A 13695-nucleotide genomic window follows, 5' to 3' on the forward strand; every position below is an offset into this window, starting at 1 on the left:
GCCATTGCTTTACTCCTGCTACTCCCTACTTGCCAGGGTGAACACAGGAGCAACTGTTACCCCCCGACTCAGAGCCGACTCCACAAGAAAGTAAGGACAAGGTCCGTTGGCGCCAAAAGCCACGGGCTCATAACAATGCGTTTTCTAAAGCGGCAGTGCCTGCAGCGTTTTACCCGGCACTGACAAGGTAATTGGAATGGCTCGATCTTTCTTCGATGAAATGAATGACGCAAATGGCGTGTGCCGTGCGCACTACCAGGATTTTTCCCGCTGGCTGGCCAACACGCCGCCGGAACTGCTGGCCCAGCGCCGCCGCGAGGCCGACCTATTGTTCCACCGCGCCGGGATCACTTTCACCCTGTACGGTGACGAGCAAGACACCGAGCGCCTGATTCCCTTCGACATCATCCCGCGCAGCATTCCCGCCAGTGAGTGGAGGGTGATCGAACGCGGCTGTATCCAGCGGGTCAATGCGCTGAACATGTTCCTCGCCGATATCTATCACGACCAGCGCATTATCAAGGCCGGGATCATTCCCGCCGAGCAGGTGCTGGGCAATGAAGGCTATCAAAAGGCCATGATCGGCCTCGACCTGCACCGTGATATCTATTCGCACATCTCCGGTGTCGACCTGGTGCGCGATGGCGACGGTACGTATTACGTCCTCGAAGACAACCTGCGCACCCCCAGCGGCGTGAGCTACATGCTCGAAGACCGCAAGATGATGATGCGCCTGTTCCCGGAAGTATTTGCCAAGCAGCGCATCGCGCCGGTGGACCACTATCCCAACCTGCTGCTCAAGACCCTGAAAAGCGCCAGCCGCCTGGACAGCCCCAATGTGGTGGTGCTGACCCCCGGGCGCTTTAACAGCGCGTTTTTCGAACACGCGTTCCTCGCCCGGGAGATGGGCGTCGAGTTGGTCGAAGGTGCCGACCTGTTCGTGCACGACCTCAAGGTGTTCATGCGCACCACCGACGGCCCGAAACCCGTGGATGTGATCTACCGGCGCATCGACGACGCCTTCCTCGATCCCCAGGCTTTCAACCCCGAATCCATGCTCGGCGTGCCCGGCCTGGTGGCCGCCTACTGCGCCGGCAATGTGGTGCTGGCCAATGCCATCGGCACCGGGGTGGCCGACGACAAATCCATCTACCCCTATGTGCCAGAGATGATTCGCTTTTATCTGGATGAGGAACCGGTGTTGCAAAACGTACCCACCTTCCAGTGCCGCAAACCCGATGAACTGTCCCACGTACTGGCGCACTTGCCCGATCTGGTGGTCAAGGAAACCCAGGGTTCCGGCGGCTACGGCATGCTGGTGGGCCCAGCCGCCTCGGCGGCCGAGATCGAGGACTTCCGCCAACGCATCAAGGCCCGGCCCCATGCCTATATCGCCCAACCGACCCTGAGCCTGTCCACCTGCCCGACCTTTGTCGAAAACGGCATCGCGCCACGGCATATCGACCTGCGCCCGTTCGTGCTGTCGGGCAAGGAGACCCGCCTGGTGCCAGGCGGCCTGACCCGGGTGGCATTGCGTGAAGGCTCGTTGATCGTCAACTCGTCGCAAGGCGGCGGAACCAAGGACACCTGGGTGGTGGAGGGCTGAGTATGCTGAGTAGAACCGCCGCAGATCTGTATTGGATGTCGCGCTACCTGGAACGCGCAGAGAACCTGGCGCGCATGCTGGAGGTCAGTTATTCGCTGTCGCTGATGCCCCAGGCCGGGCGCAGTGATGGCCTGGATGAACTGGCGATGTCGCTGCTCAGCAGTGGCACCCTGGACAACTACCTGGAGCGCCATCAACAACTGGACGCCGAGCGCATGCTGCACTTTTTCGCCCTCGACGAAGAAAACCCGGCCAGTATCTACAACTGCCTGCGCGCCGCCCGGGGCAATGCCCATGCGGTACGTGGGCGGATCACCGCCGACATGTGGGAAAACCTCAACGCCACCTGGCTGGAAATGCGCAGCATCGCCGCCGGCGGACTGGCCCGCCATGGCATCAGCCACTTCTGTGACTGGGTCAAGCAGCGTTCGCACCTGTTCCGGGGGGCCACGTCCGGCACCATAATGCGCAACGATGCCTATCGTTTTATCCGCCTGGGCACCTTTGTCGAGCGCGCCGACAACACCTTGCGCCTGCTGGATGCGCGTTACGAGATGTTCGGCGAGGAGTCCGAAGAAGTCAGCGACCTGTCCGCCCGCGGCTACTACCAGTGGAGCGCCCTGCTGCGTGCCTTGTCGTCGTTCGAGGCCTACACCGAGCTGTACCCCAATGCGCTGAATGCGCGTTCGGTGTCGGAGTTGCTGCTGCTGCGCAGCGATGTGCCGCGCTCATTGCATGCGTGTATCGAGGAGTTGAGCCATATCCTCGCCGACCTGCCGGGCAGCTACGGCCGCACGGCCCAGCGCCTGGCGGCGGAGTTTGAAGCGCGGCTGCGCTACACCGGTATCGATGAGATTCTCGAAGAAGGCCTGCACAGCCGGCTGACCGAGTTTATCGACACCGTGCGCGAACTGGCGCGGGCGATCCACAGCTCCTACCTGGAGGTGGTGTAACCCCCAATCCCCCCAGCCTGACAGCCGTGCGCGTTCTCCTGTGGGAGCTGGCTTGCCGGCGATGGCGGCAGGTCAGACAATAGATTTATCGACTGATACACCGCCATCGCGGGCAAGCCCGCTCCCACAGGTGGGATGTTTGTTCCAGGCATATAACTGTCAGTTTGGATCATTGATCCCATCTCGCGGCTGCTCTTATGGTTGCCAGACACTCATAAGAACAGGTACAGACCATGTCCGAAGCTCTGCAATTATCCAGCCCGGCCGCCCATACCCTAAAGCGCTGGCACACCATGCTGGCCACTGCCGACCTCAAAGCCCTGCCCGAACTGCTGGCGCCGGATGCCGTGTTTCGCTCGCCCATGGCGCATACCCCCTACCCCGGCGCACCCGTGGTGTCGATGATTCTCAACACCGTGTTTACCGTGTTTGAAGACTTCCAGTACCACCGCGAACTGGCCAGCGCCGACGGCCACAACGTGGTGCTGGAGTTCAGCGCGCGGGTGGGCGACAAGCAGCTCAAGGGCATCGACCTGATCCGCTTCAACGAACAGGGGCAAATCATCGAGTTTGAAGTGATGGTCCGCCCCTTGAGCGGGCTACAGGCCCTGGGTGAAGAAATGGGCCGGCGCCTGGCGCCGTTCCTGGCCAAGGCCAAGGGCTGACCTTCAGCGCCCGAGGAACTCCAGCAGCCGGGCGTTGACCTGCGCGCCCTGCTCCACCTGGATCCAGTGCCCGCAGTTGGCCAGTACCTGCTGCTGCAACTGCGGCACCACCTGGGGCATGCGCTTGAGCGTATGGGCCTCAAACACCCCCACAGGATCACGGTCGCCGATCAGGAACAACGTCGGTTGCAGCACCTGCCGGCCCGCCAGGAACTCGGTGCGCTGCCAGTTGCGCTCAAAGTTGCGGTACCAGTTCAACGGCCCGCGAAAGCCCTTGGCGAAGGTTTGTACATAAATATCCAGGTCGTGCTGGCTGCACCAGGCCGGCAAGGCGCCAGGCAATGCAACACCTTCCAGCAAGGTGGCCGTGGCCGGTTTCTGCTGCAGGAATACATCCTGGTCCTGCATAAACAGGCGCAAGCTGCGCTCGATATCCGCCTCCAGCTCCTGTTCGGCCACGCCGGGCTCCTGGAAATACAGGATGTAGTTGAACCGCTCGGCATACAGCTCGCGCATGATCTCGATCACCGGCCTGCGGGAACGACCGGCGAAGGGCACCGACATCGTGACCAGGGCGCTGATGCGCTGCGGCTCCAACAAGGCCAGGTGCCAGGCCACCACCGCGCCCCAGTCATGGCCGACCATCACCACCCGGTGATGCCCGAACAGGTCCATGGCACCCTGGATATCCGCGCACAGGGTCAGCAGGTCGTAGTCGGCAATGGCTGCGGGGGCGCTGCTGTGCCCGTAGCCGCGCATCTGCGGCACGAACACGCGATAGCCAGCAGCAGTCAGCGCCGGTATCTGCTGGCGCCAGGAGTGCCAGCACTCGGGAAAGCCGTGGAGCAGCCACACCGGCGGGCCGCTCTCGGGGCCGGCGATGTGCAGGCACAATTGAATACCGTTGACCTGGATCGTCTGTTGTTCGATAGCACTCATCGCACCGCTCCATCAGGGGACTGCTGCAGACTGCCCCAGCGGTACGGCCTGCGCCAGCATCATTGATGGGGCAAATACCTCAGGTCACCGACCACCAGCGCGGCAGCAGTGGCCGCACCTTGGGTTCGGCAAAACGGTCATCGATCAGCATCACTACCCCTTGGTCCTGCTGGGTGCGAATCACCCGGCCGGCCGCCTGTACCACCTTCTGGATCCCGGGATACAGGTAGGTGTAGTCGTACCCCGCACCGAAGATTGCGCCCATGCGCAGCTTCATTTGCTCGTTGACCGGATTGAGTTGCGCCAGGCCCAGGGTGGCGATAAAAGCCCCGATCAGGCGCGCGCCCGGCAAGTCGATACCCTCACCGAACGCCCCGCCCAGCACGGCGAACCCCACGCCCTGGCTGTGCTGGGTGAACTGGTCAAGGAACGCCTGGCGTTCGGCCTCGGTCATGCCCCGCGATTGATGCCAGGTTGGGATCGACGGATGCCGCTCGGCCAGCAATTGCGCCACTTGCTGCTGGTAATCGAAGCTGCTGAAAAACGCCAGGTAGTTGCCCGGCGTGCGTTCAAACTGCTCGGCGATCACTGCGACGATGGGCGCCAGGGACGCCTGGCGATGCACAAAGCGCGTGGAGATGCGGTCGATGATGCGCACCTGCAACTGTGCGGCATCGAAGGGCGATTCCACGTCGACCCACGCGGTATCCGCCGGCAGGCCCAGCAGGTCGGCGTAGTAATGCCGGGGGCTGAGGGTCGCGGAAAACAGCACGCTGCTGCGGGCGGCCGTCAAGCGTGGGCGGATAAACTCGGCCGGCACCACATTACGCAGGCTCAAGCGCGAGAAGCGACGCTTGGCCAGTGGGTCGCGCTGGCTGATATCAAAAATAAACTGCTCGTTGAACAGCTCCGCCACCTTGGCGAACTGCAAGGCCTCGAAGTAAAAGCCTTGCAGCTCGCCCGTGAGCGCCTGCGGGTGATCGTTGAAATACTCGCCCATGGCGCTGGTGCACAGGGCCAAGGCCTGCAACAGCTTCTCCGGTTTGCTCGGATAGGCCTGATACACCGTGACCTGCTCTTTGTGCAGCGCGTTCCATTCACGGTTGAGCCGCTGCAACGGTTTGCGCAACGGCTCGGGTGCGCTGTCGCGCACGGTCTTCAGGGCAAATTGATCGAGGTCGGCGCTGTACATCGCGCGGCCCCGCTCCACCAGGTTATGGGCTTCGTCCACCAGCACCGCGACCCGCCATTGGTTGAGCTGGGCCAGGCCAAACAGCATTGCGCCAAAATCGAAGTAATAGTTGTAGTCGGCGACCACCATGTCGCACCAGCGCGCCATTTCCTGGCTCAGGTAATACGGGCACACCTCATGGGCCAGTGCCACTTCGCGCAAATGGCGCTGGTCCAGCAGCCGCACCTGGGCTGCCGCCTCGCGCGCGGCGGGCAGGCGATCATAAAAGCCCTTGGCCAGCGGGCAGGAATCGCCATGACAGGCCTTGTCTAGGTGCTCGCAGGCCTTGTCCCGCGCCACCAGCTCCAGCACGTGCAGCGGCAGGTCGGCACTTGCGTGCAGTATCTGCACCGCGTCCAGCGCCAGTTTGCGGCCAGGGGTCTTGGCCGTGAGAAAGAACAGCTTGTCCAACTGCTGCGGCGCCATGGCCTTGAGCACCGGGAACACCGTGCCAATGGTTTTACCGATCCCCGTGGGCGCCTGCGCCATCAGGCAGCGTCCGGTGCTGACGGCCTTGTACACCGACTCGGCGAGGGTCCGCTGGCCCAGGCGAAAGCCCGCGTGGGGAAAGGCCAGGGCCTTGGTCGCGGTATCGCGGGCCAGGCGCCGCTGTGCCTGTTGCTCGGCCCAGTCGAGGAACAACCCACACTGGCGATTGAAGAACGTCTCCAGCTCATCAACCGCACACACCTGGCGGATCACGGTTTCGCGCTCGCTGACGATATCGAAATACACCAGCGCCAGCTCGATCTCAGGTATCCCCAGCTTGCAGCACATCAGCCAGCCATAGACCTTGGCCTGGGCCCAGTGCAGTTGCCGGTGGTTGGCCGGTTGCGCATCCAGGTCGCCACGGTAGGTCTTGACCTCTTCCAGCACATTGCGATCCGGATCATAGCCATCAGCGCGGCCGCGCACGGTCAACTGTTGGTAGAGACCTTCCAGGGCCACTTCACTCTGGTAGTGCGCACTGCGTCGGGAGGCCACGGTGCGATGGCCGAGCATGCCTTCCTGGGCACTGGGCGAGGGGGTAAACCGCAGATCGAGGTCACCCACCTTGGCCGTGAACTCGCACAGTGCCCGTACGGCAACGGTGTAGCTCAAGCGCCCTGCTCCGCCCAGCGTACGTAACACACGGTGACCGGCATCTGGTATTCGCTACAGAACTCCAGCCAGCGCAATTGGTTGTCCTGCAGGCGGTCGCCCGGGCCTTTGACTTCGATCATGCGATAGGTTTTTTGCGCCGGCCAGAACTGGATCAGGTCCGGCATCCCGGCGCGATTGGCGCGGATATCCAACAACAACCGGTCGAACCAGTGCCGCAGGTGCGCGGCGGGCAGGCAATCGAGCGCCTGCTCGAGCAGCTCTTCGCTCAACACATTCCAAAATACAAAGGGCGACTGGATCCCCCACTTTTCGACGTAGCGCTGGCGGATCGTGGTTTTGTAGCGCTCGTCGTGCAGTTGGTCCAGGCACGCGGCAAATAGCTCGGCGCGGCGCTGCTGGAAGTCCTCACTGTGCAAATCCACCGGCCCGCGCTGGAACGGGTGAAAGAACGAGCCGGGCAACGGCGCGAAGATCGCCGGCCAGCACAACAGCCCGAACAGCGAGTTGACCAGGGTGTTCTCCACGTAGTGCACCGGCCCCTCTTCATCTCCCAAATGCGCCTGCACGCAGAACTCCACGGCCGCCAACGGTTGCGGGAACGGCAGTTCCAGGTCCAGGCGCTGGATCACCTGGGGTTTGGGCTTGGGCAACGCCGGCTCGCCCAGCTTGCGCCGCAACCGCGGCAAAACCCGCAACAGGTGCTGCTGCTCGGCCGCGCTTTGTGGCGCGGCCTGGGCCTCCAGTGCCAGGGCCATGGCCTGGGCGAAATCCTCCTGGCGCTCCAGTACGCGGATCAGCCGTGCACGAGCGCCGGGGTAGGCACAATCGCGGTAGATCACCTCGGCCAGGGCCAGTTCGGCGAGCCGCTCGCAATGCTGGCCAACCTGGAACAACAGCTTGGCCCGACGTTTTTCCAGCCAGGGGTTATCGGTGGCCAAGGTGGCTATTTGCGCCAGCACAGCCTCCAACGGTTCGCCCGCCTCGAACGCCTGCTGGCATTGGTGCAGGAACAGCAGGCCAGATACATCGTCGCGATGGCGCAGCCCGCGGGATTCGGCGCAGAACTCGACCTTTTCGTAGGTGTAGATCCCCAGGTCCGCCAAGACAAACTCCGACCAGTCCTGGTACAGGTTGCCGAAGAACATCAGGCGCAGGCGCTCACATAGATCCATCACCGTGAGGCTGTACAGGCGCTCGTCCAGCTGCGGGGACCACTGCGCAAACGTACGCGGCTCGGTGAATTGGCTGGACAGGCCGGGCAGCCAATCGGACTTCTTGCCCCTGGGCTGCTCGATCCATGGCTTGAACGCTTGCAGTACCTCGCCTTTTTGCAACTGCCCCCACAGCTCATCAAGCGACAGCAGCCCCTGCTCGCTGACCCAACCGTAAGCCAGCAACGGCTGCACGGCCACGTCAACCGGGCCGATCTCGCCGTAGTTGAGCTTGCTCGCCCGAAAATGCACGCCCTTGCGCATCACCATGCGCACCAGCAACGCCTGGGCCGGTTGCGGCAACTGGGCGAACTGCGCCATGAAGCGCTGCTCCTGTTCGTCCAGCACATCGGCATAGCGCTGCCCCAGCCAGTCGAGCACTTGCCGGAAGTTATGCAGGTAGTAGAACGGGTCTTCGAGGGGATTGGACATGACGGGCACTTGGACAAACACTGGTTATGCATACAGAGTGCCGTCCCAAGGCTTGCGTTGCAATGGCTAATAGATCAGTGGCGCACGCAACTTTTTGCATAAAAGTGATCAGATGGGGGTGGATCCGCGTAACATTTGTTGCCCGCAGCCGTTGAGCACGGGGTTTTCGAAGGATGAGAGTAAGGGTTATGAACATGAAGAACTGGGGCCTGCCGCTGGCCGTACTGACGTTTCTGGCATTGGCCGGTTGCTCGACGCCGACCGTCGTGACCTTGCAGAACGGTACTCAGTACCTGACCACAGACACGCCGAATGCCAAGACACCCGATGGTTTCTACGAATTCACCGATATCGCCGGCAAGCGCGTACGGGTCAAGGCGGCGGATGTCGCAACCGTGCGCAAGGAAGACTGACCGCATAACCGTAGGAGCCGGCTAGCCGGCTCCTACGGGTTGTTTCAGGTGATGACGAACGCCTCTGCCGACAGGCTGCCAAGCCCGACCCCCACCAACGTCACCGAGTTATCGCCAAACGTCAGCAACGTATCACTGCCCACCGCCTTGGCATGGTCGAGGTAGTTGTACTGCCCGTCCACCCCCGCCACGCCCATGAACACCAACTTGTCGGTCGACTGGTAGCCCAGGATCCGGTCCTGGCCAAAGTCGCCGTCGAACAGGAAGGTATTACGCCCGCCGCCCGCCTCCAGCAGGTCATTGCCAGCCCCGCCGACCAGCACATCGTTGCCTTTGCCGCCGATCAGATGGTCATTGCCGTCCAGGCCAAACAACCACTGCCCGCCATCGCCGGCCTTGAGCACATTGGCACCGGCATCGCCCTTGAGCGATGCCGCGTAGGCCGTCAGGTCCTTACCCGCCAGCAACCCCTTGTCGGTCACGCTGTGGGTCACCTCCTTGCTGAACAGCAACAGATAGCTTTCCTTGCTCACTATCGCGCCCATGTCACGGGTCATGCTGATGCCGCCTTGGCCGTCGCGGACATACAGGGTGCCTGCACCGTCGTTGGCCACCTCGACGTTTTTCAGTGACTGCTGCAGGTCCAGGGTGTTGAACCCCTTGCCGCCCAACATGATGTTGTAGCCACCGCCATCACGGAAAGTATCGTTGCCTTCGCGGCCTTCCAGGTAGTCGTTGCCCCGGCCGCCCTGGATCAGGTCATTGCCGTCGCTGCCGATGATGAACGTGCTGCCCTTGTGCGCTTCGGCATTGCGGTTGAGGTCTTGCACCCAGGTAGTGGCGCGCGCCGGGTCCGACAGGTTGGCGACGATGATTGTCGAATCACGGCTGGTCAGGTCATAGAACTTGGACTCAAGGATGCGGCTCATGCCATCGCCATAACCGGTGGGTAAATGGGAGATCCATGTCGGCAGGTTGAGGATGGAAAACGGCAGGATGTTCCACAGTGTCGAGGCGTAGTGGTCGTTGAAGCTGACGATGTTATCGGCGCTGGATTCGTGGGGTTTATCGTGGGCCCAAAGCGAGGACCCCGTGAACGAGGAGCCGTCGAGGGCCCGATAGACCGGGTCGTTTTCGTAGCCGATGTTCAGCACCTTGTCGCCGCTGCTCTGGGTCGGCGAGGCATAGGCCACGTAGTTGGCGTCCTGGTAGAACCCCGCCCAGTTGTCGTTGCTCAAATCCGCCATGCTGTTGACTGCCAGGCCACCGAGGCTATGGCCGCTGACCACCACATCCTGGCCGCTGAGCCCCTGTGCGCTGGCATACGCGGCGACTTTGCCGAGCAAGCTGCCAAACGCTTGGCCCGCGTAGTTTTTCGCATAGTCCGCAGGACCGAACGCTGCCAGCAAGTCACTGATCACATCGCCGATGGAATCAAGGATCAGGTTTTCCCTGGGGCCCGAAGTCCCACGGAAGGCGATGCCGATTTCCAGCAGTTTGCCGGCGTCATCGTACTTGCCCAGGACCTCGACCTGGGCGCTGGTATAACCGGCTTTTTCGCCAAAGAACGTGCCCCGGGCGTCGACCTTGCCGCCATACTCAAGGGTGCTGGCGCTGATGGGCGTCCAGCCGGCCTTTTGCACGGCGTCGAGGGCGGCCTTTTCCGAGTCGGGGTTCCACGGGATCCCGGGAATCACGCCTTGGGAATGGGTGCTGCCAATCAAGGCCTGCACCAGGGTGGCCGGCAAACCCAGGCCCAAGCCGTGCTGCTGGTACCCCACGGCAAAGCCGTTATCCAGGTTGTGGTAGGAATACAAGGTGATCGCCATGGCATCGGCGAACAGTGCTTTGGAGTCCTCGGTAGTAAGGTTTTTGTAGTCATAGACACCCATGGTATTGCCTCTCTTTTGTTGGAATTGTCGAGAAAGCCAAAACAGTTGGAATGCTGTAACGGTGGGAGCAAACCTGCTCCCACCGTTTGGAGCTGCGGTGTTTAGAAGGCCCAGTCGAGGCTCAAGCCCACGCCGTGGATTTTCTCCTTGCTGGCCAGCAGGCCGTTGTAGTCGAAGTTCACCCGCGCATCCTTGGTCAGCGCCAGGCTGGCGCGCGCGCCGACCAAGGCCGCGTCGCGCACCATCGGCGAGCTTTCCACGGCAAACGCGGTACTGCCTGAAGCAAACGCCAGGTGGCGCTCGGAATCGGTGGTGCTGAGGTTGTGCTGCCAGCCCAGGGTGCCGGAAACGTCCAACGCCTGATGGTCGCTGAGGTTGAAGGTCTTCAACGCCCGCACGCCGAGGGTGCTGAGCACCAGGTCGCGGGTGTCATCGCCGCCCTTGAGCGCTGCTGCATCGCCTTTCTCGCTGAAGCCGTCGCTGTCCAGATGCACATAGGCCAGGTTGGCGAACGGCTCCAGCGCCAGCGGTTGCAGGTTCAGGCGATAAGCCGTTTCGGTGAAGAGCTGGGTGCTACGAGCATCAACCTTGGCTTTCTGCTTGCCGGCGACTTCGCCGTATTGCAGCTCACGTTTCACATCAGCGCGGTGCCAGCTGTAGGTCGCCCCGCCGCTCAGGCGCCAGGCGCCGATGTCGTGACCGGCATAGGCGCCAAAGTGGTAGCTGTCCACCGATGCCCGCGAATGGGTGCCATCGCCCATGTTCAGCGAGGTATCGCTGTAACCGGCGACCAGGCCCAGGCGTGTGTCTTCGTCCAGCGCACCGTCCACACCCGCCAGCAGGCCGCCGATGGAGGTAGTGTAGCCCGCCGTATCGCTGGCGCTGTCGGTTTTACCCCAGGCGCCAAGGGCCTTGACCCAGACGTTGCCGCGCGTGTCGATGGTTTGTGGCGAGGAGCCCATTTCACCCTGTTGCAGGCGCTCGCCCACCGCTTCACGCAGGTAGCGGTTGTCATTGACCAGCGCGGTTTCCAGGGCTGGGTAGATTTCCCCCGACAACTGTTGGAACGCCCCTTGCGCCGAGGCCGCACTCGGTGCCAGCAGCAGGCTTTCATACACCCCGTTACCCGCGCCCAGTTGCTCGGCCGCCACCGCCACCGCGCGTTGGTTATCGGTCGCCGCAACGCTGGCGAAGCTGTTGGCCGTGCGCGCAACATCCAACTGCACGCCGTTGGCGCCGTAGTTCAGGTTGCCGCCGACAAACAGGTAGTTGGGCAGTACCGAGGCAAAGCTGCCGGTAACTCCCCCGGCCGCCTGCAGGATGTTGTACTGGCGACCGATCAGGCTTTGCGCCTCGGGCTGGCTGAGCAAGGTCGGGCTGTTTTCCAAGGCCAGGGTCACGGTGCCGCCGTTGAGGGTGGCCTTGCCACCGGCGACGATGCGGTCGCTGCTGGTAGTGGACAGCTCCACCGCATAGGTAGAACCCGCGTCGAAGTTGACATCCCCAGCCACGTTCAAGGTGCCGATGGAGTTACCTGGCGCGACCGTACCGCCGCTTTTCGCGTGCAGCGCGCCGATGCTGCCGGAGCCGCCCAACACCCCGCTGTTACTCACCGTGACTTGCGATGCCAGCGAGCCATTGACCGCCAACAGGCCTTGATTGACGACGGTTGGCCCGCTGTAGGTGTTGTTGCCGGTCAGCACCAGCGTCCCAATGCCCTGCTTGGTCAAGCCGCCGTGACCGGCAATGTCATTGCTCCACACATCCCGCCCGCAGTGCACATCGTCACACACGCGCTGGGTGGGCTTGCCGGCGTCAACCACCGCCCCAACCCCCGGCAAGTCCGCAACAAACTGGCCGCTGCCATAGCCACCGTCGATACGGAACTGGGCCGGGATATCCTCTGCGGTGATAAACATTCCCGGTCCGCTGACCGCCTTGCCCAGGTTGATCATGCCCCAGCCGTACAGTGCGTCGATGCCCGGTGCGCCAAGGTCGGTGGCGGTGGTCTTGAGCAGCGTGGAAATCTGCTCGCCGCTCATGTACGGGAAACGCTCCATCAACACGGCGGCGGCGCCTGCCACATGGGGCGCAGCCATGGAGGTGCCGTTTTTGTTGTTCCAGCCCAGGGTCATGTTATCGACCGTGGTGCCCACCATCACCGAGCTGTAGATCGCCGTGCCTGGGGCCGACACGCAGAAGCTGGCGGCATAGCCACAGCGCGACGAGAAGGTGCTGATCACATAGGGGTTGGGGCTGTTGGCATCCGGGTTGCGTTGCAATGCGGCCACCGACAGCCAATTGGGCGCGATCTCGGGCACAAAATACGCCAGGCCGGAGATCGCATCGGGGTTGTTCAGGTTGTAGTCGTTGCCGGCTGCGAAGATCGTCAGCACCCCGCTGCGCGCCGCGTTGATCGCACCGGTATAAGCCCCGCCTGGTGCGGTGCCCAACAGCGGCTTGATCTGGTCGAACTGCGCCTGCGCATCGCTGAGAGCAAAATGGGGGAACGCCGGGTCCTTGCCGCCCTTGGCAAACTGATCGCCAATGCCGATGCCCCAGCTGTTATTGATGATGCGTGCGCCGTTGGCCACCAGGCTGTCCCAACCGGCCTGGTACACCGCACCGTCGTTACCCAGGATGATCCCGTCTTCGGGGCCGGGGTCGCCGTTCTCGGCGCTGAGGATCTGTGCGTTGTAGGCCACACCGTGCATCGGCCCGCCGTTACGGTCGCCGGCGGCAATGCCCCCGACATGGGTGCCGTGGTCGCCCAGCTTGCCGTTGGAACCCAGGGACGGTGTGCCGTCGTAGCGGAACGGGTCACCGGCCTTCACCGGGATATACGGGTCGGTGTACTGGCGGATCCCTTCAGTGACCAGGGTCTGTACCTTGCCCGGGCTGGAGAACTCAGGATGCAGGGCGTATACCGGCTGGTCGAAAATTCCCAGCTTCACGCCCTTGCCGCTGTAACCGGCGGCATATGCCACATCGGCATTGACTGCGCCCAGGCCCCAATCGGCCTTGAACTCATTGCTGCGCCAACTGGCGACATCCCCCAGCTTGCCGGTTTCGACGTAGGGTGCGGCCTGGGCGGTACCCAGGCTGGCCAGGCAACACAGCAACGCGCCGTATGGCACGCGACTCAAGGCCTTGAGCGGGTAGCCCGGGCCTGTTGGGATGGCGGAGTGAAACCCTCGTTGTTTTGCGTTCACGGTGACCTTCCTTAGTTTCATTGCGTTTGTTGTTCTT

Annotated in this window: 9 protein-coding genes; 4 read left to right on the forward strand and 5 right to left on the reverse strand. The window is 62.6% G+C overall.

Annotated elements, in window-relative coordinates; all coding sequences use genetic code 11:
- Positions 1–196 precede the first annotated feature (196 nt).
- The 3 genes from HBO12_RS03245 (at position 197) to HBO12_RS03255 (ending at position 3224) form a co-directional block, all read left to right on the forward strand.
- Positions 197–1606: a circularly permuted type 2 ATP-grasp protein gene (locus HBO12_RS03245; protein ID WP_170041423.1), complete on the forward strand. Its 1410-nt coding sequence runs from the start codon at positions 197–199 to the stop codon at positions 1604–1606.
- A 2-nt stretch (positions 1607–1608) separates the two neighbouring features.
- The gene (locus HBO12_RS03250) at positions 1609–2559 is read left to right on the forward strand and encodes an alpha-E domain-containing protein (protein WP_169951592.1); all 951 of its coding nucleotides are present in this window, start codon (positions 1609–1611) and stop codon (positions 2557–2559) included.
- A gap of 233 nt (positions 2560–2792) precedes the next feature.
- Positions 2793–3224: a nuclear transport factor 2 family protein gene (locus HBO12_RS03255; RefSeq protein ID WP_170041424.1), complete on the forward strand. Its 432-nt coding sequence runs from the start codon at positions 2793–2795 to the stop codon at positions 3222–3224.
- Positions 3225–3227: 3 nt separating this feature from the next.
- Here the strand turns inward: HBO12_RS03255 and HBO12_RS03260 are convergent, their stop codons facing one another.
- From HBO12_RS03260 to HBO12_RS03270, 3 genes are all read right to left on the reverse strand, one after another.
- Complete coding sequence (locus HBO12_RS03260) at positions 3228–4163, reverse strand: alpha/beta fold hydrolase (protein WP_170041425.1); 936 nt, start codon at positions 4161–4163, stop codon at positions 3228–3230.
- A gap of 79 nt (positions 4164–4242) precedes the next feature.
- Positions 4243–6495, reverse strand: coding sequence for an ATP-dependent DNA helicase (locus HBO12_RS03265; protein ID WP_170041426.1), 2253 nt, complete (start codon positions 6493–6495; stop codon positions 4243–4245).
- Complete coding sequence (locus HBO12_RS03270; RefSeq protein ID WP_170041427.1) at positions 6492–8141, reverse strand: VRR-NUC domain-containing protein; 1650 nt, start codon at positions 8139–8141, stop codon at positions 6492–6494. Before HBO12_RS03270 ends, HBO12_RS03265 begins: the two co-directional genes overlap by 4 nt.
- A gap of 188 nt (positions 8142–8329) precedes the next feature.
- Between HBO12_RS03270 and HBO12_RS03275 the strand changes: the two genes are divergently transcribed.
- Complete coding sequence (locus HBO12_RS03275; protein ID WP_076960938.1) at positions 8330–8554, forward strand: YgdI/YgdR family lipoprotein; 225 nt, start codon at positions 8330–8332, stop codon at positions 8552–8554.
- A 44-nt stretch (positions 8555–8598) separates the two neighbouring features.
- Here HBO12_RS03275 and HBO12_RS03280 read toward each other — a convergent pair whose 3' ends face one another.
- Positions 8599–10446 carry a polyurethane esterase gene (locus HBO12_RS03280; protein ID WP_170041428.1) on the reverse strand — a complete coding sequence of 616 codons (1848 nt, stop codon included), beginning with the start codon at positions 10444–10446 and terminating at the stop codon, positions 8599–8601.
- Between the two features lie 101 nt (positions 10447–10547).
- Positions 10548–13679 (reverse strand): autotransporter outer membrane beta-barrel domain-containing protein, encoded by a 3132-nt coding sequence (locus tag HBO12_RS03285; protein WP_170041429.1) that lies wholly within the window; start codon positions 13677–13679, stop codon positions 10548–10550.
- Between the last annotated feature and the right edge of the window lie 16 nt (positions 13680–13695).

The organism is Pseudomonas sp. WS 5059 (genome assembly GCF_012985525.1).
Taxonomy (GTDB): Bacteria; Pseudomonadota; Gammaproteobacteria; order Pseudomonadales; family Pseudomonadaceae; genus Aquipseudomonas.